At 69.2% G+C, this 19,262-nt stretch carries 20 protein-coding genes; 4 read left to right on the plus strand and 16 right to left on the minus strand.

Annotation, left to right across the window (positions count from 1 at the left end):
* Nucleotides 1-77: 77 nt before the first annotated feature.
* The 5 genes from bchZ to IE187_RS11590 all read right to left on the minus strand — a co-directional run bounded on the left by bchZ (nucleotide 78) and on the right by IE187_RS11590 (nucleotide 6,188).
* Nucleotides 78-1,523 (minus strand): chlorophyllide a reductase subunit Z, encoded by a 1,446-nt coding sequence (gene bchZ / locus IE187_RS11570; RefSeq protein ID WP_133191432.1) that lies wholly within the window; start codon nucleotides 1,521-1,523, stop codon nucleotides 78-80.
* Nucleotides 1,520-3,067, minus strand: a complete 1,548-nt coding sequence (gene bchY, locus IE187_RS11575; protein WP_189676394.1) for a chlorophyllide a reductase subunit Y — start codon at nucleotides 3,065-3,067, stop codon at nucleotides 1,520-1,522. The genes bchZ and bchY overlap by 4 nt, the downstream gene beginning before the upstream one ends.
* Nucleotides 3,057-4,040, minus strand: a complete 984-nt coding sequence (locus IE187_RS11580; RefSeq protein ID WP_133191430.1) for a chlorophyllide a reductase iron protein subunit X — start codon at nucleotides 4,038-4,040, stop codon at nucleotides 3,057-3,059. The genes bchY and IE187_RS11580 overlap by 11 nt, the downstream gene beginning before the upstream one ends.
* Nucleotides 4,037-4,963, minus strand: coding sequence for a chlorophyll synthesis pathway protein BchC (bchC, locus tag IE187_RS11585; protein ID WP_189676395.1), 927 nt, complete (start codon nucleotides 4,961-4,963; stop codon nucleotides 4,037-4,039). The genes IE187_RS11580 and bchC overlap by 4 nt, the downstream gene beginning before the upstream one ends.
* Before the next feature lie 91 nt (nucleotides 4,964-5,054).
* Nucleotides 5,055-6,188 carry a methyltransferase gene (locus tag IE187_RS11590; protein ID WP_189676396.1) on the minus strand — a complete coding sequence of 378 codons (1,134 nt, stop codon included), beginning with the start codon at nucleotides 6,186-6,188 and terminating at the stop codon, nucleotides 5,055-5,057.
* Between the two features lie 68 nt (nucleotides 6,189-6,256).
* On the opposite strand from IE187_RS11590, the gene crtD reads away from it, so the two are divergent.
* Together crtD and IE187_RS11600 are read left to right on the plus strand one after the other, a co-directional pair.
* Nucleotides 6,257-7,819: a 1-hydroxycarotenoid 3,4-desaturase CrtD gene (gene crtD, locus IE187_RS11595; protein WP_229839378.1), complete on the plus strand. Its 1,563-nt coding sequence runs from the start codon at nucleotides 6,257-6,259 to the stop codon at nucleotides 7,817-7,819.
* A gap of 14 nt (nucleotides 7,820-7,833) precedes the next feature.
* Nucleotides 7,834-8,652 carry a carotenoid 1,2-hydratase family protein gene (locus tag IE187_RS11600; RefSeq protein ID WP_498050263.1) on the plus strand — a complete coding sequence of 273 codons (819 nt, stop codon included), beginning with the start codon at nucleotides 7,834-7,836 and terminating at the stop codon, nucleotides 8,650-8,652.
* Here the strand turns inward: IE187_RS11600 and IE187_RS11605 are convergent.
* The 4 genes from IE187_RS11605 to IE187_RS11620 are packed head-to-tail and all read right to left on the minus strand — an operon-like array spanning nucleotide 8,599 to nucleotide 12,305.
* A complete protein-coding gene (locus IE187_RS11605) occupies nucleotides 8,599-8,790 on the minus strand; it encodes a hypothetical protein (RefSeq protein ID WP_189676398.1) in 192 nt (63 codons plus the stop codon). The two genes, IE187_RS11600 and IE187_RS11605, sit on opposite strands and share 54 nt — an antisense overlap.
* A complete protein-coding gene (bchO, locus tag IE187_RS11610) occupies nucleotides 8,780-9,652 on the minus strand; it encodes an alpha/beta fold hydrolase BchO (RefSeq protein WP_133191425.1) in 873 nt (290 codons plus the stop codon). The genes IE187_RS11605 and bchO overlap by 11 nt, the downstream gene beginning before the upstream one ends.
* Nucleotides 9,649-11,328 carry a magnesium chelatase subunit D gene (locus tag IE187_RS11615; RefSeq protein ID WP_229839379.1) on the minus strand — a complete coding sequence of 560 codons (1,680 nt, stop codon included), beginning with the start codon at nucleotides 11,326-11,328 and terminating at the stop codon, nucleotides 9,649-9,651. The genes bchO and IE187_RS11615 overlap by 4 nt, the downstream gene beginning before the upstream one ends.
* Nucleotides 11,325-12,305, minus strand: coding sequence for a magnesium chelatase ATPase subunit I (locus IE187_RS11620; protein WP_189676399.1), 981 nt, complete (start codon nucleotides 12,303-12,305; stop codon nucleotides 11,325-11,327). The genes IE187_RS11615 and IE187_RS11620 overlap by 4 nt, the downstream gene beginning before the upstream one ends.
* Before the next feature lie 69 nt (nucleotides 12,306-12,374).
* Between IE187_RS11620 and IE187_RS11625 the strand changes: the two genes are divergently transcribed.
* A complete protein-coding gene (locus IE187_RS11625; RefSeq protein ID WP_189676400.1) occupies nucleotides 12,375-12,842 on the plus strand; it encodes a TspO/MBR family protein in 468 nt (155 codons plus the stop codon).
* Between the two features lie 92 nt (nucleotides 12,843-12,934).
* Nucleotides 12,935-13,732, plus strand: coding sequence for a DUF2189 domain-containing protein (locus tag IE187_RS11630; protein ID WP_189676401.1), 798 nt, complete (start codon nucleotides 12,935-12,937; stop codon nucleotides 13,730-13,732).
* Here IE187_RS11630 and IE187_RS11635 read toward each other — a convergent pair.
* The 7 genes from IE187_RS11635 to IE187_RS11665 all read right to left on the minus strand — a co-directional run bounded on the left by IE187_RS11635 (nucleotide 13,729) and on the right by IE187_RS11665 (nucleotide 19,254).
* Nucleotides 13,729-14,370, minus strand: a complete 642-nt coding sequence (locus tag IE187_RS11635) for a tetratricopeptide repeat protein (protein WP_189676402.1) — start codon at nucleotides 14,368-14,370, stop codon at nucleotides 13,729-13,731. The genes IE187_RS11630 and IE187_RS11635 overlap by 4 nt on opposite strands.
* Complete coding sequence (locus IE187_RS11640; protein WP_133192150.1) at nucleotides 14,367-14,750, minus strand: cytochrome c-type biogenesis protein; 384 nt, start codon at nucleotides 14,748-14,750, stop codon at nucleotides 14,367-14,369. Before IE187_RS11640 ends, IE187_RS11635 begins: the two co-directional genes overlap by 4 nt.
* A gap of 23 nt (nucleotides 14,751-14,773) precedes the next feature.
* A complete protein-coding gene (locus IE187_RS11645; RefSeq protein ID WP_189676403.1) occupies nucleotides 14,774-15,301 on the minus strand; it encodes a redoxin family protein in 528 nt (175 codons plus the stop codon).
* On the minus strand, nucleotides 15,298-17,280 hold the full coding sequence (locus tag IE187_RS11650) for a heme lyase CcmF/NrfE family subunit (protein ID WP_189676404.1): 1,983 nt from the start codon (nucleotides 17,278-17,280) through the stop codon (nucleotides 15,298-15,300). Before IE187_RS11650 ends, IE187_RS11645 begins: the two co-directional genes overlap by 4 nt.
* A gap of 130 nt (nucleotides 17,281-17,410) precedes the next feature.
* Nucleotides 17,411-17,845 carry a cytochrome c maturation protein CcmE gene (ccmE, locus tag IE187_RS11655; protein ID WP_189676405.1) on the minus strand — a complete coding sequence of 145 codons (435 nt, stop codon included), beginning with the start codon at nucleotides 17,843-17,845 and terminating at the stop codon, nucleotides 17,411-17,413.
* A 100-nt stretch (nucleotides 17,846-17,945) separates the two neighbouring features.
* Complete coding sequence (ccmC, locus tag IE187_RS11660; protein ID WP_189676654.1) at nucleotides 17,946-18,686, minus strand: heme ABC transporter permease CcmC; 741 nt, start codon at nucleotides 18,684-18,686, stop codon at nucleotides 17,946-17,948.
* 76 nt (nucleotides 18,687-18,762) lie between these two features.
* Nucleotides 18,763-19,254, minus strand: coding sequence for a winged helix-turn-helix transcriptional regulator (locus IE187_RS11665; protein WP_133191416.1), 492 nt, complete (start codon nucleotides 19,252-19,254; stop codon nucleotides 18,763-18,765).
* Between the last annotated feature and the right edge of the window lie 8 nt (nucleotides 19,255-19,262).

Below are 19,262 nucleotides of genomic sequence, written 5' to 3' on the forward strand. Positions count from 1 at the left end.
CGCTCCCCGGCTGCATCCGCGCGGCACCTGCCGTGGGATTTCGGATCCGCGCGAACGCGGGAAAGAACGCCGCGCGGTCATCCGCCGCGGCTTTCGGTGATGGCGTGCGCGAGGCGGCTCGGCGAAACCGAGGCCTCGCCGGCGCGCCGCGCGCCACGTTCGGCGGCGTCGCGGATGCGCTTGGCGGCGGAAATCCGCACCAAGACGGGCTCGCGCTCGACCGCTTCGTCGAGCGCCGCCTTGGCGGCGTCTTCCCACGCGACTTCACGCTCGATCCGCGCGGGCGTCGCCTCGACCGTGTCGAGCTGGCCGGCAAGCGGAAGGATGTGGAATAGCGCGTCGAACAGCGCGTTGCACACTTCCTGGATGAGATAGGTCGCGCCGGCATAGCCCATGAAGGGCGTGCCGGTGTGGCGGCGGATCACCGCGCCGGGGAAGCTCGCCGGAATGTACACGCCGCGCGCGCCGGCCTCGGCCATGTACATCCGCTCGTTGAAGCTGCCGAACACGATCAGCGGCGGGTTGCTGCGGATCGCGTCGATCACCGCCTGGTTGTCGGGCTTGATCCCGGCCGAGCGCCCGAAGGCGAAGTGGCACGGCAGCCCCATATCGCCTTCGAGAAACGCGCGGATGCCTCTCGCGTAGGTCTCGGTCGCGACGATGCCGAAGCTTGCGGTGCCGAAGAAGTCCTGCGTGACCGAGCGCCACAGGTCCCAAAGCGGCTTGATCGTCGTGTGCTTCTCGCGCTCGATGAACGGCTCGGGATCGAGCCCGAGCAATTCGCCGAGCTTTCGGAGGAACAGCGTCGTGCTCTCAAGCCCGATCGGCGCTTGCAGATAGGGCCGCTCGAGCGCCTCGCACAGCCCGCGCCCGAACTCGCGATAAAGGCAGACGTTGACGCGCGCATCGGCGAGCTTGCGGACATCGGCGAGATGGCTGCCGAGCGGGAAGACCATTCCGATTTCGGCACCGATCCCCTCGACCAGGCGACGGATTTCGGCGAGGTCCGACGGCATGTTGAAGCTGCCGTACATTGGGCCGATCAGGTTGACCTTGGGGCGTTCGCCCTCCTTCAACGGACGTAACGCCGGGACCTTCTTCGGGCCGAACTGCGTCCACAGCCAGGTCAGCGCGCGGTCGCCCGACTGCCACTGATCCTCGTCGATCGTGCGCGGCAGGAAGCGCTGGATGTTGGTCCCCTCGGGCGTGACGCCGCCGCCGATCATCTCGGCGATCGAGCCGGTCACGACGACTGCGGGCAGATCGGGATCGAGCGTCGCCCAGGCGCGCTTCATCGCGCCTTCGGTGCCGTCGCGGCCGAGCTCCTGTTCGCCCAAGCCCGTAACGACGATCGGCAATTCGTGCGGCGGCAACGCGTCGGTGTAATGCAGCACCGAGGTGACGGGCAGATTCTCGCAGCCGACCGGGCCGTCGATGATGACCTGCAGCCCCTTGATCGCGGTGAAGGCATAGACCGCGCCCCAATAGCCGCCGGCACGATCATGATCGAGGATCAGCGTCATACCCCGACGCTTTCTTCCGCCTTGGCGGCGGCGATGCGTTTGGCGGCGTATTTTGCCTTGAACTCGGGCCGGTCGACCGGCGTGGTCTCCCACACGCCGGCCGACGGCCCCGTCCCCACCCCGTCGAAGAAACGCGTCATCTTGTCGAAGCGCGCCTGATTGGCGAGCGCGGCGTTGACGACGAGCGCGAGGCTCCCCGCGCCGGCCGGCCCCATCAGCGGGCGCGCCGAGATGAGATTGGTGAAATAGAGCGCCGGGATCGCCTTCTGCTTGGCGTGCTGGACGACGGGCGTCGTGCCGATCGCGAGATCGGGGCCGAATTCCTCGACCGCGGCGATGTCCTGCTCGAGGCTGGCGCGATATTGCACGCGGCAGCCATGCGCCTCGAGCCAGTCGCGATCGGGATCCGACCACACTGTCCGCGGGCACGCCGTGCCGACATAGGGGACGTCCGCGCCGCTCTCGATCAGCAGCCGCGCAACGAGCAGTTCTGAGCCTTCATAGCCCGAGACGGTGATCCGCCCGGCAATGGGTTTGGCGGCGAGCGCGCCGCGGATCGCGGGGATGAAGCGGTTCTTGGCCGCATCGACCTTGCCTTGAGCGATCCCGCATGCCGCGCCGATCGCGTCGAGCCATGCCGCCGTCCCGTCAGCCCCGACCGGCGCCGAGCCGACCACGCTGCGGCCAGCCGCCTCGAACTCGCGAATGCTCGCGGTGTAAAACGGATGGATTGCCGCCACCGCGGCGCAATCGAGCGCGGCGTAGAGCTCGCGCCATTCGCGCGTCGGGACGACCGGGCCAGCAGCTAGGCCCAGCGGTTCGAGCAACAGCCCGATTCCGGGCGGGTCCGCCGGGAACATCTCGCCCAGGAGAGTCACGCTCGGCCGGTCGGGTCGTTGCTTCGGCGCGGCGACCGGGCCCTGCTCGGCCTCCTTGCGCGCATAACTGAGCATCGCGCCGGCAAGCACGTCCTTCGCCTCGGCATGCGTCGGCACGCCGAAGCCGGGGACGTCGATCCCGATAATGCGGACGCCGTTGATCTGGTCGGGGAGCAATTGCAGCGGGACGCCACTTGCCGTCGGCACGCATAGATTGGTGACGATCACCGTGTCGTACAGCGCCGGGTCAGCGAGCTGGTGGACGGCGTCGCGAATGTCCTCGAACAATTTGCCCGTCACCAGCGTCTCGGACGAAAAGGGGACGTAGCCAACGCTGCGTTTCGCGCCATAGAAATGCGAGGTGAAGGTCAGGCCATAGACGCAGCACGCCGAGCCCGAGAGGATCGTCGCGGTGCGGCGCATCCTGAGGCCCACGCGGAGCGAGCCGAACGCAGGGCACATCGATTGCGGCTGGTCGTGCGGGCCCTTGGGGTAATCGGCGTCGTAGCGTGCGAGAACGTCGGATTTGCCGGCGAGTTCGGCGGCTTCGCGGAGCGTGGAACCACTCGAGCAGCCACCGCTCTGGGTCGCAAGTTCGATGCGGTCCGGGCGTCTCTCCGTCCCTGCGGGCACGGAAGGCGCAAGGAGACCAGCGTCAGACGGCATCGTACACGACCTCGAGCGTCGGCTTGGTGACATAGGCGACGCCGCGCATGTCGGTCTGGCTCGCCGGCCGGAGCGTGTAGTCGGCGCCCGTCACGTCGGCCGAGAACAACCCGAGCAGCCCGTCCTGGTCGAGCGGCGTGGGCCGCAGCGGCGGCGCCTCGGCGACGTTGAGCGCGAGCTGTTCGAACAGGCTCGCCCATTGTCCGCCGGGCTTGCCGATGATCTGATAATTCGCGCTCTTCTTGCGGATATCCTCGTTCGCGGGAATCGCGGTCAGCACCGGAATGCCGACGGCCTCGGCGAAGGCATTGGCCTCGCCAGTGCCGTCATCCTTGTTGAGGATCATCCCCGCGACGCCGACATTGCCGCCCATCTTGCGGAAATATTCGACCGCCTTGCAGACGTTGTTGGCGACATAGAGCGACTGGAGATCGTTCGAGGCGACGACGATCACCTTCTGGCACATGTCGCGCGCGATCGGCAGGCCGAAGCCGCCACACACCACGTCGCCGAGGAAATCGAGCAGGACATAGTCGAAGCCCCATTCGTGGAAGCCGAGTTTCTCGAGCGTCTCGAAGCCGTGGATGATCCCGCGCCCGCCGCAGCCGCGGCCGACCTCGGGGCCGCCCAATTCCATCGCGAATACGCCGTCGCGCTGGAAGCAGACGTCCTCGATCCCGATCTCCTCGCCGGCGAGCTTCTTCTTCGAGCTCGTCTCGATGATCGTCGGGGTCGATTTTCCGCCGAACAGCAGCGACGTCGTGTCGCTCTTGGGGTCGCAACCGATCAGCAGCACGCGCTTGCCCTGCTGCGCCATCATGTAGCTGAGGTTGGCGAGCGCGAACGACTTGCCGCTGCCGCCCTTGCCGTAGATCGCGATGATCTGCGTTTCCTTGGTCACCGGCCCGGTCGAAACGGGATCGGGCTCGTACGCGGCTTCGTCGCGCAGCGGGCCTGGGTCGAGCATCGTCATACCGCACTCCAATCGAGGACCATCTTGAGGCAAGCAGGATCGCCGAACGCCGCCGGATAGGCGTCGGCGGCTTCGGCGGCCGGCCGAAGGTGACTGATCAGCCCGTCGAGCCGCAGCGCGCCGGATGCGATCAGCGCCGTGGTCGCGGCGACATCAGCCGGGGTAAATTCGGCCGAGATGCGCAGCCGCGCCTCGCGCTGGAAGGCTGGCGGGAAGGCAAAATCGAGCCGGTCGTAGAATCCCGCAAGCACGATCTCGCCGCGCTTGGCGAGCCGTGGGACGATCGCGTCGAGGATATCGGACGCGCCGCTCGCCTCGCAGATCGTCGCATAGTCGCGGCGCTCGTCCTGTGCGGGATCGATCACTGCATAGCCGCTCGCATCGCGCCGATCGGGATTGGTCTCCCACACCGTCGGCGCCGGCGCGCCGAGCGCCACCGTGATCCGCGCCGCAAGCCGCCCGACGATCCCGTGCCCGATCACGAGCTCGGGCGGCGCGCCACCCGCGACGGCGTGATAGGCGGTTGCCGCGAGCGCGGTGAGGATCCCGTCGGCACCGAGCGACTCGTCGACCGGGATCGCGCGCGCCGAAGGCAACAGGACGCGCCGCGCCGATCCGCCGAACAGGCCGCGCGCGCCCTCATAGCAATTGGCGCCGGGAACGAAGACCCATTCGCCGATGCGCGCGCGGACCTCGGGGCCCGCATCGACGATCCGGCCGACCGATTCATAGCCGGGGACCAGCGGATAGCCCATGCCGGGGAAGGCGGGCATCTTGCCCGACCACAGCAATTTCTCGGTGCCCGCGCTGATCCCGCTCCAGGCGATTTCGATCAGGACGTCGGCGCGGCCCATCGCGGTCAACGCCAGGCGACGCAGGGCGAGCTGTCCGGGCTCCTCCAATACGATCGCCAGTGTATCCACCGTGCTTCCCCTGCCGCGCCCCGTTACGGGTCGTCTTGGTGTCAATCTATATGGACACTTTGTTTTGTCAATCATCATTGACGGTTGATCGTCAGGCCTCCGCGACGACCACACGACACGTGATCGGCAGCGCAGTCGGCAGCAGCCGCGAGCGAGCGAAGCCAGCGGTGTGGAGCATCGCGCGAATCTCGGCGGGAGCGCGCGGACGGCCCGACCCCATCGCGAGCAGATACAGGCCGAAATAGGCGTCTCCGGCGGGTTCGGCGCCCGGTGTCTGCGCCATCGGCTCGGCGATCAGCAGGCGACCGCCGGGGGGCAGCGCGGCACGAATCGCACGCAACAAGGCGAGCGCGACCGAATCATCATGGTCGTGCAGCACACGCACCAGCGTGATGAGATCGTACCCTTGCGGGACGGGGTCGCTGCGGAAGCTGCCGCCATGAATCGACGTCCGCCCGCCAAGCCCCGCGGCGGCAAAGCGCGCGCGCGCGCGTGCGACGACCGCGGGCAAATCGAACACAGCGAGCTCGAGCGTCGGCACGCGCGCCGCGACCGATTCGACAAATCCCCCCTCGCCCCCGCCGATATCGAGCATCCGCCGGTGCCGCGCGAAGCGATAGGCATCGAGCGTCTGAGCCGCGACGAGCGGCTGCGACGCCGCCATCAGCCGCGAATAGGGCGCGACCGATTCGGCGTCGCCGGCGCCCGGCGCCTCGGCATAGCCCCAATATCCCGCGAGCGCCCCGCCGCCGCCGCCGCGCCGCAGCAGCGCCACGGGATCGGCGAGATCGGCATAGAGCAAGCCGTGGTGCGCGACCATTTCGGCGATCCCGCCATTGCCGCGCAGCGCCGCGCCCGCGCTGCCCACCACCCAGGCATCGCCGAGTCGTTCGACCAATCGCAGCGCCGCAGCCGCGCGCAGCAGCCTGAGCGTGCCCTCGGGCGGCACGTCGATTTGCGCGGCGAGCGCGTCGCACGTCTGCGGTCCGTCGCCGAGTCGATCGAGCAGCCCGGTCGCGATGCACGCCGCGAGCGTCTGCGAATAGACGAAGCCCGCCACCAGATCGAACAGCCCGCGCGCACGCGCCCGGGCGATCGGGCGCGTCAGCCAGCAGCGCGCGGCAAAGCGCTGGAACCGCGGCGACGCCAGCAGCCCGTTTCGCCATGCCAGCCACGATGTGCGGGCCGAGAGCAGGAGGGACTTGCGCAAGACAGGCTTTGACATGTCGCCCTTGGTGGACGAAACTGAGTGTCCAGTCGAGTGGACACTGGCTGGATCGAGGATTCATTACGGTGGACAGACGCGATACAGTGCTCGTCATCGGCGCCGGGATCGGCGGGCTGGTCAGCGCGGCCTTGCTCGCCGCGCGCGGTGTGTCGGTTACCGTGGTCGAGGCAGCCTCTGCCCCGGGCGGAAAGATGCGCCAGGTCATGGCGGGCGGCGCGGCGGTCGACGGCGGGCCGACGGTCTTCACGCTGCGCCATGTGTTCGACGAAATCTTCGCCGCCTGCGGCGCGTCGCTCGATGCGCATGTCGCGCTCACCCCCGCAAAGATCCTCGCGCGCCACGCCTGGGGCGACGACCGGCTCGATCTGTTCGCCGATCCTGCGGAAAGCGAGGCCGCGATCGGCGATTTTTCCGGCGCGCGCGCCGCGGCGGGTTACCGCGCGTTCTGCGCCGAGGCGCGCCATATCTTCGAAACGCTCGAAGCGCCGTTCCTGCGCGCGCCGCAAACCAACCCGCTCGGGCTCACGTGGCGGATGGGGTTGCGCGGGCTGACCGATCTCAGCCGCATCCGCCCGTACGAAACGCTCTGGTCGGCGCTCGGCGACCATTTTCCCGATCCACGGCTGCGGCAGTTGTTCGGGCGCTACGCGACCTATTGCGGATCCTCGCCGTTTCACTGCCCGGCGACGCTGATGCTCGTCGCGCATGTCGAGGCCGCCGGGGTCTGGCTGATTGCGGGCGGGATGCATGCGCTGGCCAAGGCGCTCGAGGCGCTGGCGATCCGGAACGGCGCGGTCTTCCGCTATGGCGAACCGGTCAGCGAGATCCTGGTCGAGCGCGGGCGTGCGAGCGGCGTGCGGCTCGCCTCGGGCGAGCAGATCCGCGCGACTGCGATCGTCTGCAATGCCGATCCCGCGGCGATCGCGCACGGTGCGTTCGGCCAGGCAGTGCGGCGCGCGGTCGCTCGGCAACCTGCGCGCAAGCGCTCGCTCTCGGCGCTGGTATGGTGCGCGAACACACCCGCGCGCGGCTTTCCATTGCTGCGCCACAATGTTTTCTTCGCACGCGACTCGGCGACCGAATTCGCCGAGCTCGCCGCCGGCCGCGTTCCCGCCGACCCGACCGTCTATGTCTGCGCACAGGACCGCGACGCGATGACCGGCGCTGGCGCCGGCGCATCCGAGCGCGTCCAGATCATCGTCAACGCCCCCGCCACCGGCGACACGTCCCCTCTTTCCCAAGCGGAGATCGAGCAATGCACGCTATCGATGCACGCCACGCTGCAGCGCGCTGGCCTGACGCTGGACTTGCCCGAGGAGGCGACGGTGCTGACGACGCCGAGTGGCTTCAACGGCCTGTTCCCACGGACGGGTGGAGCCCTTTATGGACGGGCCTCGCACGGGTGGGCGGCATCCTTCCAGCGCCCCGGCAGCCGGACTCGGATCCCTGGGCTCTATTGCGCGGGCGGGAGCACCCATCCGGGCGCGGGCGTCCCGATGGCGGCCTTGTCCGGCCACCTAGCCGTCGACTGCCTGCTCAAGGACCGCGCTTCGACGTCCATGTCGACTCGAACGGCTATGCCTGGTGGTATATCGACGCGGTCAGCGCCGACCGTCGCTTCGGCCTGACGATCATCGCGTTTATCGGCAGCGTCTTCTCGCCCTATTACAAGCTTTCGGGGCGCGGAAGGCCCGACAATCACTGCGCGATCAACGTCGCGCTGTGCGGTCCGCGCGGTGGGGCATGGGCGATGACCGAGCGCGGCGAGCGCCATATCCGGCGCGATGCCGACCATTTCCAGGTCGGACCGAGCGCGCTCAGCTGGGACGGCGATACGCTGGTGATCGCGATCGACGAACGTTCGGCGCCGCTGCCCTACCGCGTGCGCGGCACCGTCCGCGTCACCCCGGAGCTGATCGGCACCACCGCCTTCGCGCTCGATCCCGCGGCGCGGCACCGCTGGCACCCTGTCGCCCCGCGCGCACGCGTCGAGGTGGCGATGACGCATCCCGATCTGGGCTGGTCGGGCAGCGGCTATTGGGATTCGAACTTCGGCGACGAGCCGCTCGAGGCGGGGTTCGACGACTGGCACTGGTCGCGTGCGCACCTGCGCAATGACGTGGCAGTGCTGTACGAGGGGCGACGCCGCGGTGGCGATCCGTTCGAGCTGGCGCTCAAATTCGATCGGCAAGGCCGCTGGCACGACGTCGCGCCGCCACCGCGCGTGCGGCTCCCGCATACCGGCTGGCGTGTCGCGCGTGCGACACGCGCCGATGCCGATGCGACCCCGCTCGTGACGCGGACCTGGATCGACGCGCCCTTCTATGCGCGGTCGGGACTTTCGACGCGGCTGTTCGGCGAGAGCGTCGATGCGGTGCATGAAAGCCTGTCGCTCGCGCGCTTCCGCTCACCGATCGTCCAGTCGATGCTCCCCTACCGGATGCCCCGGGCGCTCTGGTGAAGCGTCGGGCGGCACCGCCTTCTTGGCCTTGTCGCGCGCGATCTCGCGGTTGATCGAGACGAGTTGCCAGACGACGAAGAGGATCGTCGGCACCCCGACGATCGCCATGTCGAGCAAGGCGAAATAGCTATTCGGCATCCGCAAACCCTCGAATCAAGGCGGCGACATCGGCGGGACGTTCCTCGTGCGCGAGATGGCCGAGCCCGGCGAGCACTTCCAACCGGCTGTCGGGCAGCAAGGCCGCGGCTTGGCGGACCGACGCCAGCGCGATCGCCGAATCGGCCGACCCGTGGATCAGAAGGGTCGGCACGCGGACGCGCGGCAGATCGCGCGCGAGCGAGTCCAAATCCCAATCCGCCATCATCGTGATCGCGCCCGCGGCGTGATCCGAGGTCGAGAACAGCCGCCGATATAAATCGACCCCGCGCACGTCGATCGTCGAGCCTGTCGCGCGCTCGAGGTAGCGCTTCGCATCGCCCGGCCCGCGCGCGAGCCCCGCGACGAGATGCGGCGCGAACGGATTGACGAACAGCATCCGCGCGAGCGTCGGGAAGAGCGCCGCGGCGAGCCCGGGAAACGGCATCAGCGCGGGGTTGAGCCCGACCAGCCGCGCGGGGTTCGCGCCGCCATCGAGCACCAGCCGCGCCCCGATTGCCGCACCCGCGGAATGCCCCACGACCAGATCAGGCGCGAGTCCGAGCGTGGCGAGCAATTCCCCCACCGCGCGCGCCATCGCGGGCATCGCCAGCCCACCGACCGGGCGCCCGGTAGTGAAACCGTGCCCCGGCAGATCGGGCGCGACCACGGTAAAATTTTCCGCCAGCAGCGGTGCAAGATCACGCCAGCTGTGCGTCGCCGCGCCGGTGCCGTGGAGCAGCAGCAGCACCGGCCCTGCCCCCATCATCTGGACATGCCAGCGAATGCGCGCGGTATCGACGAATCGGCTCGCGGCCCGATTGGGCCAGTCGCGCCCCTCGGCCTCCCAGCGCGCGCGGCTCATGCGGCCTGCGCCGCCGACACCGCGCGGTGCATCGCCGCGGCATCGGCGCGTGGCAGCGGGAGGTAGCGCGCGCCCATCGCCAGCGCGAGTCGCGCACCTTCGGGGCGGGGGCGCGCCGCGGTATCGAGGAACACCGCGCCGATTCCGGCCTGACCGATCGCGCGCGCGGCTTGCTCGGCGTCGCGCTCGGCACGCTCGCGCACCGCGCTGCCATCGGCGGCGATGTTGCCGCGTCCGTCGGTCAGCACGACGAGGAAGGGCGTCCGTCCGCGCGCGCGCGCCGCCTCGGCGAGCGTTCGCGCCGCGTCGAGCCCGGTGGCGAGCGGCGTGCCGCCACCGCCCGGCAAATCGGCGAGCGCACGCCGCGCACGCGTCAGCGAGCGAGTCGGCGGCAACAAGACCTCCGCGCCGACCCCGCGAAACGCCACCAAAGCGACCTGCGCGCGCTTCACATAGGCTTGCGCGAGCAGCAGCTCGACCGCGCCCTTCGCTTCGGCCAGTCGCGCCGCCGCCGCCGAGCCCGACGCATCGACCGCGAAGATCGTCACCGTTTCCCCACGCGTCTCGAAGCGACGGATGCGCAGATCGTCGCGGCGAATCCGGATCGCGCCGCCGCCACGCTCGCGCAGCTTCTGCCACGGCGCGGCGGCGCGCAGCGTGTCGATCAAGCTCAGCCGCAAGCCGCCACGCGGAATTCCCGCACGCGCGCCGAGCGGGCGACCTCGAAGGGGCGACTTGCGCCGTTCGCCCGCGCCGCGCGCGCGATTGACCCCGCGCCGTGCCGCGCCGGCCGCGAGTCGTTCGAGCACGTCGCGCGGGAGCGCCGCGAGCGCGGCGGCGAGCACGACGTCGTCGGGCGGTTCGGGCGCACCGCGCTCTTCCTCGCTCGACTCGCTTTCGGGCGGCGGGGGTGGCGCGTCGGTCGCGCTGTCGTCCTGCGGCGGGGCGGGAAGCCGCGTCGCGCGCGGGCCGAGGACGAGTCGGATCGCGAGGATCACATCGTCTTCGTCGGGTTCGCTGCGCCCCGCCAACGCCGCCGCCGCGCGCGCGGCACGCAGCGCGAACAGCGCAGCGCGCGCCGAATCGATGCCGAGTGCGGCAGCAGCGCCGCTGAGAATCGCGCAAGGGTCGATCGCTGGCGCGTCGCCGTCTGCTGCCTTCGCTTCAGCATCGGATGGCACCGTGTCGGTCGCCCCGCGGCACTCGGACAGATCGATCCGAAACGCCAGCCGCTCGACCAAGGCCTGCGGCGGCGCTTCGTCCTCGACACCGTCGTCGAACGCGACCACCGCAACGCGTACCGGCACCGCATCGATCGCGCGCGCGTCGAGCACCGCAGTGATCCGCGCCGCAGTCGCCTCGGCGATTCGCTCCGCCATCGGCAGCACGACGATCCCGCCATCCGCCGCCGCGAGCACTCCGCGCTGCCGCACCGGCCGCCCGAGCGCGAGCGTCGCGCCAAGATCGAGCCCACCGAGCAGCGCATCGTCATCGACATGCGCAGGAATCCGCCGCAACGGCGCGCCTTCGGGAAGGTCAGCATGCAACCGCGCGACGACGCGGTCGCGCACTTCTCCGCCACCGCGCAGGATCATGCCCCCCAGGCCGACCGGATCGATCGCGCACAACCGCGCCGCCAGCATCGCATCGTCGAGCGGCGAGGCGGCCGTGCTCACGCCGCCGCCAGTTCGTCCAGCGCGCGTTCGATCCGCACCGTCGAGCCCGTCTCGTCGAGCACCCCGCGCCGCAACCGGTGCCGCAACGCGAGCGGGGCGACCCGCGCAAGCTGCGCCGGGCCGACGACGGCTTCGCCATCGAGCGCCGCCAGCGCGCGTGCCGCGCGCATCAGCGTCAGCTCGCCGCGCAAGCCATCGGCGCCGACCGCCATGCACAATTGTGCGGCGCGTGCGAGGATAGCATCGGGCACGGTCACGTGCGCGAGGCCAGCCCGCGCCCGCGCGAGACGTCGCAGCGTCTTCTTCTCCGCCGCTCGCCACGCCTCGGCGAATTCCGCAGGCGTCCGCTCGAACGCGTCGCAGCGCTTGAGGATCTCGATCCGCGCGGCGAGATCCTGCGGCGTGCGCACCTCGACCGACACGCCGAAGCGGTCGAGCAATTGCGGGCGGAGTTCGCCCTCCTCGGGATTTCCGCTGCCGACCAGCACGAAGCGCGCCGGATGCCGCACCGACAGCCCCTCGCGCTCGACGACGTTCTCGCCCGATGCCGCGACATCGAGCAGCAGATCGACGATATGGTCCTCGAGCAGGTTGATCTCGTCGATATACAGAAACCCGCCATTGGCGCGCGCAAGCAGTCCGGGCTCGAACGCCTTGACCCCGGCGCCAAGCGCCCGCTCGAGATCGAGCGCGCCGACGACGCGGTCCTCGGTCGCGCCGAGCGGCAGATCGACGAAGGGAACGGGGACCGTCGCCTTGCGATCGGGCGGCGGCGCACCCTCGGGATGGAACCCGGCAAGGGCGGCAGGCATTGGGGGAAGCAAGGCGGCAAGCGCGCGCACCGCGGTCGACTTGCCGGTGCCGCGATCGCCGAATACCATAACGCCGCCGATCCGCGCGTCGATCGCGGCCAACAGCAGTGCCAGCTTCATCTCGTCTTGGCCGACGATCGCCGAAAAGGGAAATGCCATGCCCATTGCTCATGTGTACCACGCGCTTGACACTCGGCAAGTGGACAGTGCTCGAAAAGTGATCGGAAACGCCGCATGAGTCCGCTGATCGTCTCGGGCGGATGCGCTGCGGTGTTGCTCGTGGCGGGTGGCCTCGCGACGCCGATCGGGTCGTGGTACAAGGCGCTGCGTAAACCCTGGTGGCAGCCGCCCGGCTGGGCGTTCGGCCCTGCTTGGACGATTCTGCTCGGACTTGCCGCCTGGTCTGCCGCGATCGCCTGGACCGCGGCGCCCGACGCCGCCGCGCGTCAGTCGGTCGTCATCCTATTCGCAGTCAACGCAGCGTGCCATTTCGCGTGGAGCCCGCTCTTCTTCGCGGTGCGGCGACCCGATTGGGCGCTGGTCGAAGTCGTCTTCCTGTGGGGCTCGCTCGTCGCCTTGCTCGTCGGGCTGTGGCCGATCTCGCATTTCGCGGCGGCGCTGATCGTGCCCTATTTCCTGTGGGTGAGCTTTGCCGCGATGCTCAACCGCAAGATCGTGCAGCTCAACGGCCCGTTCGGCTGACGCTTTCGCGCTAATATTGTCGGCGCTCGCCAAAGGGCGTACAGTCCTCTCTCCAAGACAAAGGAAAGTACGCTTAGGACGAGGACCGACCGATGACCGCCACGCTACACGCAACCGCCCTGCCCGCACGCGCCGCCGATCTGCCCGAGATCCGACGAATCGAGACAGCCGACTTGACCTGGGCGCTGGCGGAGGGGTGGAAGGACTTCACCGAAAAGCGCGGCGATCTGATCTTTCTCGGGCTGCTCTATCCCGTCATCTGCTTCGTGGCGGTCGCGCTCGCCTTCAACGCGCCGCTGCTGCCCTTGCTCTTTCCGCTCGTCGCAGGGCTCTCGATCGCCGGGCCGGCCGTGGCATCGGGCTTCTACGAACTCGCGCGACGCCGCGAGGAGGGCCGCGACTCGAGCTGGTGGCACTTCCTCGATCCGCTCAACGGGCGCAGCCGCTGGCCGCTCGCGCTGCTGACCGGCGGGATCGCTTTGCTGTTCGTGGCATGGCTCGGCGTCGCCTATGCGATCTATCAGGCGACCTTCGGCACGGTCGGGCCGATGCAGCCCGGCGACGTGATCGCGCGGCTGTTCACCACGGCGGAGGGCTGGCAGCTGATCGTGCTCGGCAATCTCGCCGGCGGGGCGTTTGCGCTGGCGACGCTCGTCGTCGCGGTCGTGGCGTTCCCGATGGTGGTCGATCAACCCGTCGATGCAGTGACGGCAGTGCGCACGTCGCTCGCCGCGGTGCGCGAGAATCCGCGCGAAGTGCTCGGCTGGGGCGTGCGGGTCGCGGGGCTGCTCGCGCTCGGTATGATCCCGGCGTCGATCGGGCTGGCGGTGGTGCTGCCGTGGCTCGGCTACGCCACCTGGCACCTCTACACGCGGCTGGTGGTGCGCTAACGCGCCGCCGCGCGCTGTGCGGCCGCCATCTTGTCGAACTGATCGAGCGCGGCGAGCCGCTGGACGATGTCGTCGCGATACGGCGCGTTCGGCGGTGTCACGCTCAGCGCGAACGCCCAGGCCGGCCGTGCCTGTGCGACCTCACCGGCATCGACATACGCCATGCCGAGGAAGAACGCCGGCCCCGGGCTGCGTGGCGCGAGTGCAAACGCACGGCGAAAGGCGAATTTCGCTGCCGGCGACACCGCAGTGTCGTGCAGTGCGAGGACATAGCCGAGCCCGGTCCACAGCGCAGCGTCGCCGGGGCGCAGCGCGATCTCGCGGCGCAGGCCATCGGCGGCAGCATGCGCGTCGCCCGCCGCCAGCCGCGCATCGGCGCTGGCAAGCGCGAGACTGTCCTCGCGCGACGGCGCGAACACCGCCTCGCGAAACGCGACCATCCCGGGATCGACCGCGATCGGCGTGACATCGGCGGCGATCGGCTTGCCCGGCACATGCCGCGCCGCCTGCACCGCAAAGCCTGCCGCGCCGAGCATCAGCGCCGCGCCGGCAAAGCTCCACAAGCGGCGCCCGACGCCCAATCCCCACAGCAACCCCGCCGCAGCGATCCCGACCAGGGCGAGCATGAGCAGGTTCATCGTTTCGCCCGCCGCTTGAAACTCGCACGGGCGAACCAGACGCCGAGCGCCAGCAAGATCAACGGCGCGATCCACAAGGGAGCGGTCACCGCGCTGAGCGGCGGATCGTAGCTGACATAGTCGCCATAGCGCGCGATCAGCCACGCCCGGATCGCCTCCGGGCTCTGCCCCGCGGCGATCCGCGTGCGGACCAGCGCGCGCATGTCGCCCGCCATCTCGGCATTGCTGTCGGCGATCGACTGGCCCTGGCAGACGACGCAGCGCAGCGTCAGCATCAACGTCTGCGCCTGCGCTTCCTTGGCCGGATCCTTGAGCTGGACATTGGCGAGCGGCGCGGGCGGAAGGTTGCTGTCGGCAAACGCCGGTGCCGCAACCAGCATCAACAGCAGGAGCAGCAGCCGCTTCACCGCGCGTTCCTCACCGCCGCGATCAGCCCCGGCACCTCCTCGGCGCGGATGTCGCCGACATGCTGGAGTACGATTCGCCCGTCGCCGCCGATCACGAAGGTTTCGGGCACCCCCGACGATCCGAGCGCGAGCTGGACCGAACTCGTCTTGTCGTCACCGATCGCGGCGTAAGGATCGCCATTGCGCGCGAGGAAATCGGCGATCGCGGCGGGCGTATCGCGGATCGCGACGGCGTCGATCTCGACCCCGGCTTGCTTGAGCTTGAGCAATTGCGGCGCCTCGGCGATGCACGGGATGCACCAGCTGGCAAAGACGTTGAGCAAGCGCGGCTTGCCCTTCGCAAACGCTGCGGTGGCGAGCCCCGGCTTGCCCGGGACGATCGGCGGGAGCGCGAATTGCGGCAAGCGTTGGCCGACCAACGCCGAGCGGACGGTGCGGTCCGCAGGCTTGTAGAGTCCCCAGCCGACCAGCGCGAGCAAGCCCAGCGCGACGGCGAACGGCACCCAGATCAGCCAGCGCTTCATGCGTACGCCTCGCGCACCCGCACGCGACGTTCGCGGCGCAAGCGCCCGAGCAGCGACAGCGCGCCGCCGATCGCGACGAGCGCGCCGCCGAACCAGATCAGCGTCACGAACGGCTTCCACCACAGCCGCAGCTGCCACCGCCCGGTGCCGTCGGGCTCACCGAGCACGGTGTAGAGTTGCCCGTCCCAGCGCGTCGCGATCGCCGACTCGCTCGTCACCGTCACCGGATTGGCGAAGAAGCGCGATTGCGGGCGGAGATAGAAGACCGCGCCATCGGCCCCACGCCGCGCGCTCAGCCGCGCTTCGAGCGCCGACCAATTGGGGCCCACCACCGGCTTGATCCCGTCGAGCGTCACGCTGAATGGCCCAGCGCGATACGGCTCGCCGACGCGCACCGCGACGAGCGTCTCCTGCGTGAAGGCGGCGTCGCACGCCATCCCCGCCAGGCTCACCGCGATCCCGAGATGCGCGACGACCATGCCGTAGGTGAAGAGCGGCGTGCGGCGCAGGTTGCGCCCCCACAGCGGCAACACGCTCGCCACCGCGAGCCCGATCGCGAGCGCCAGTCCGAACAGCGGCAGCCACGCGATCCCGCCGCCGAGCGCGACCAAGGCAACGAGCGCGAAGCCCGTCACCGCGACGGGTGCGATCATCCGCCCGAGCACCACGCCCGGATCGTCGCGCCGCCACCGCACCATCGGCCCGATCGCCATCACCACGCCGAGCGCCAGCGCGATCGGACCGATGAACTTGTCGAAGAACGGCTTGCCGATCGACAATTGCGTCCCGAAGCCCGCCGCGACGATCGGATAGAGCGTGAACAGCAGGACGAGCGCGAGGATCACCGAGAGCAGCAGATTGTTGACGATCAACGCGCCCTCGCGGCTGACCGCGTCGAAGGTGTTGCCTTGCTTCACCGTGCCGACGCGGAGCGCGAACAGCAGCAGCGCGCCGCCGATATAGATGGCGAGCAGCGCGAGGATGAACGACCCGCGCGTCGGATCGACCGCGAAGGCGTGGACGCTGGTGAGGATGCCCGAACGCACCAGGAAGGTGCCGATCATCGACATCGAGAACGCGACGACGGCGAGCATCAGCGTCCAGGCGCGCAAGCCGTCGCGCGTCGCGAGCACACTGACCGAATGGAGGAGCGCGGTCGCCGCGAGCCACGGCATCAGCGAGGCATTCTCGACCGGATCCCAGAACCACCAGCCGCCCCAGCCGAGCTCGTAATACGCCCAATACGATCCCGCGGTAATGCCGAGCGTCAGGAAGATCCACGCGCCGAGCACCCACGGCCGCATCGCGCGGGCAAACGCCGGGCCGACATCGCGCGTGATCATCGCGCCGACCGCGAAGGAGAAAGCGATCGAGATGCCGACATAGCCGATGTAGAGCGTCGGCGGATGAAACGCCAAGCCGGGGTCCTGCAACAGCGGGTTGAGCCCGTTGCCATCGGCCGGCGCCGGGTCGAGCCGCGCGAACGGGTTCGAGGAAAACAGCAGGAAGGCGTAGAAGCCGAGCGCGATCGCCGCCTGCGCGCCGAGCGTCGCGATCAGCGTGCGGGTCGCGAGGCTGCGCTCCAACAGCGCGACCGCCGCGCCGGCGATGCCGAGGATCGTCACCCACAGCAGCATCGAGCCTTCATGGTTCCCCCACGCGCCCGCGATCTTGTAGAGCATCGGCTTGTCGGAATGGCTGTTCTCGGCGACGAGCAGCACCGACATGTCGCTGCGCACGAACACGGTGATGAGCAGCAGCATCGCGAACAGGGCGAGCACGCCCTGCACCACCGCGACCGGTCGGACCGCGGCGATGATGTCGGCGGTGAGCGTGGTTTCCGCGTCGGTTCGCGCCGAGCCTGTCGCCTCAGCGCGAAGGGGGGTGGAGCGCCAGACCCCCATTCCCGCCAGCACGAACTGCAACAGCGCGAGCGCAGCGGCGAACCACAGAGCGGCAAGGCCAGCCTCGGCGATCACAGTGCCGCCCCTTGGCCGTCATCCCGGGGTCGTCCCGGGGTCCACCCTGCAACGAGCGCTGCACGTGCGGCGCGGTGGCCCCCGGCGCGCGCCCGGGGTGCCGAAGCATGGCGTGACGAACGGCGCGCCCTCATTGCTGCAACGTCTTCGTCTCGTGCATCTTGCCGGCGATTTCGGGGGGCATGTATTTCTCGTCATGCTTGGCGAGCAGATTGGTCGCGGTGAAGCTGCCGTCGGGGTTGAACGATCCTTCGGCGACGACGCCCGATTTCTCGCGGAACAGGTCGGGCGCGATGCCCTTATAGGCGACCGGCACCGTGGCGACGCCATCGGTCACGACGAAGCGCATCGAAACGCCATCGGCGAGCCGCTGGATCGAATGATCGGCGACCATTCCGCCAAGTCGCACCGCACGCCCGATCGGCAGGCCGTCCTTCTTGACGTCGCCCGGCGCGTAGAAGAACGCCGCCTGGTCCTTGAGCGCGGAGAGCGCGAGCAAACTCGCCCCGCCGACCGCACCGATCGCAAGCAGGACAAGCGTGAGGCGTTGATGCTTGGCTTTCATTTCTTTTCGCAGCCGCGCATCGCGAGAAAGCTCCACACGGCGAGCCCAACCGAGACGACCCCGGTCAACACATACGCCGCCGTCACAAACGGCCAGGGATTCATGCAGTCACCTCGACGACATTGGCCATCCGCCGCAGCCGCGCCTCGGCCTTGGTGCGCGCGAGGATCGTGCGCATCCGCATCAGCACGATCCCTGCGAAGAAAAAGGTGAACCCACCGAGCGTGAACCATAGCGGCCACAGGATCGACGAATCGATCGTCGATTTGGTGAGGCCGATACTCTGCCCCTGGTGGAGCGTATTCCACCATACCACCGAATAGCGGATGATCGGCAGCAATACCGATCCGGCGATCCCGTAGAGCGCCGGGATCCGCCCATCGCCGCCGCGATCGTCATCTGCCCGGACCAGCGCCATGAAGCCGAGATAGACGAAGAACAGCAACAGCATCGAGGTCAACCGCCCGTCCCACTGCCACCACGTCCCCCAGGTCGGGCGACCCCAGATCGACCCCGTCGCGAGGCACAGCCCGGCGAACACCGCCCCCGGCAACGCGATCGCGCGTGCGGCGATCATCGCGAGCGGATGCCGCCAGACGAGAAAAACCAGCGACGAGACCGCGATCCCGCTCCACCCGCCCATGCCGAGCCAAGCGGTCGGCACATGGATATAGAGGATGCGGACGGTCTCGCCCTGCAGATAGTCGGGCGGGGTTTGCGTGAGGCCACCCCAGACGCCGATGCCGATGAGCCCGACGCCGAGCCAGAACAAGACGGGCGTGAGCGGACGCGCAAGCTTCAGAAAACGGGCCGGATTGGCGAGGATGTGGAGGCTCGGCACGCGGGCGAGGTTACGCAAGAAACGTGGAAGAATCTACAGTCAAGCCAGCCTCCCCTTTACCGTCGCGCGCGGATTGTCACTCCGCTGCGCGTAATCCGTTCTCACCATAATCAACATCCTCGGGCAGTGCCCAGAGCAATTCGTGCTTGGTCAGCACGCGGCCGTCCCACGCGCGCACGTCGATCGGGGCGATCGGGCGCATGTCGCGCTTGTCGACCAGCACCGGGCTGGCGCGAAAGCCCGTCTCCCAGCGTTCGCCCCATTGCCGCAGCGCGAGCATCGTCGGCAACAGCGCAGCGCCCTTCTCCGTCAGCTCATACTGGATCTTGCGCCGGTCGGCGGCGACCGCGGTGCGCGTGAGAATGCCATGCTCGACCAACCGCCCCAGCCGATTGGCAAGGATGTTGCGCGCAATCCCGAGCTCGGACTGGAATTCCTCGAAATGGTGCAGGCCGTTGAACGCGGCGCGCAGGATCATGAAGCTCCAGCGCTCGCCCATCGCTTCGAGCGCCGCGGGGAGGCTGCATTCCACCAAATCCCGCAAGGGCTCGCGCAACTTTGCATCCATAATCGGAA

The organism is Sphingomonas glacialis (assembly GCF_014653575.1).
Lineage (GTDB): Bacteria > Pseudomonadota > Alphaproteobacteria > Sphingomonadales > Sphingomonadaceae > Sphingomonas > Sphingomonas glacialis.

Excerpts from the sequence above, each read along its gene's own strand:
- bchZ (WP_133191432.1), bottom strand. The coding sequence starts at position 1,523 with ATGACGCTGATCCTCGATCATGATCGTGCCGGCGGCTATTGGGGCGCG.
- bchY (WP_189676394.1), bottom strand. The coding sequence starts at position 3,067 with ATGCCGTCTGACGCTGGTCTCCTTGCGCCTTCCGTGCCCGCAGGGACG.
- IE187_RS11580 (WP_133191430.1), bottom strand. The coding sequence starts at position 4,040 with ATGACGATGCTCGACCCAGGCCCGCTGCGCGACGAAGCCGCGTACGAG.
- IE187_RS11590 (WP_189676396.1), bottom strand. The coding sequence starts at position 6,188 with ATGTCAAAGCCTGTCTTGCGCAAGTCCCTCCTGCTCTCGGCCCGCACA.
- IE187_RS11605 (WP_189676398.1), bottom strand. The coding sequence starts at position 8,790 with ATGCCGAATAGCTATTTCGCCTTGCTCGACATGGCGATCGTCGGGGTG.
- bchO (WP_133191425.1), bottom strand. The coding sequence starts at position 9,652 with ATGAGCCGCGCGCGCTGGGAGGCCGAGGGGCGCGACTGGCCCAATCGG.
- IE187_RS11620 (WP_189676399.1), bottom strand. The coding sequence starts at position 12,305 with ATGGGCATGGCATTTCCCTTTTCGGCGATCGTCGGCCAAGACGAGATG.
- IE187_RS11625 (WP_189676400.1), top strand. The coding sequence starts at position 12,375 with ATGAGTCCGCTGATCGTCTCGGGCGGATGCGCTGCGGTGTTGCTCGTG.
- IE187_RS11630 (WP_189676401.1), top strand. The coding sequence starts at position 12,935 with ATGACCGCCACGCTACACGCAACCGCCCTGCCCGCACGCGCCGCCGAT.
- IE187_RS11635 (WP_189676402.1), bottom strand. The coding sequence starts at position 14,370 with ATGAACCTGCTCATGCTCGCCCTGGTCGGGATCGCTGCGGCGGGGTTG.
- IE187_RS11640 (WP_133192150.1), bottom strand. The coding sequence starts at position 14,750 with ATGCTGGTTGCGGCACCGGCGTTTGCCGACAGCAACCTTCCGCCCGCG.
- IE187_RS11645 (WP_189676403.1), bottom strand. The coding sequence starts at position 15,301 with ATGAAGCGCTGGCTGATCTGGGTGCCGTTCGCCGTCGCGCTGGGCTTG.
- ccmE (WP_189676405.1), bottom strand. The coding sequence starts at position 17,845 with ATGAAAGCCAAGCATCAACGCCTCACGCTTGTCCTGCTTGCGATCGGT.
- IE187_RS11665 (WP_133191416.1), bottom strand. The coding sequence starts at position 19,254 with ATGGATGCAAAGTTGCGCGAGCCCTTGCGGGATTTGGTGGAATGCAGC.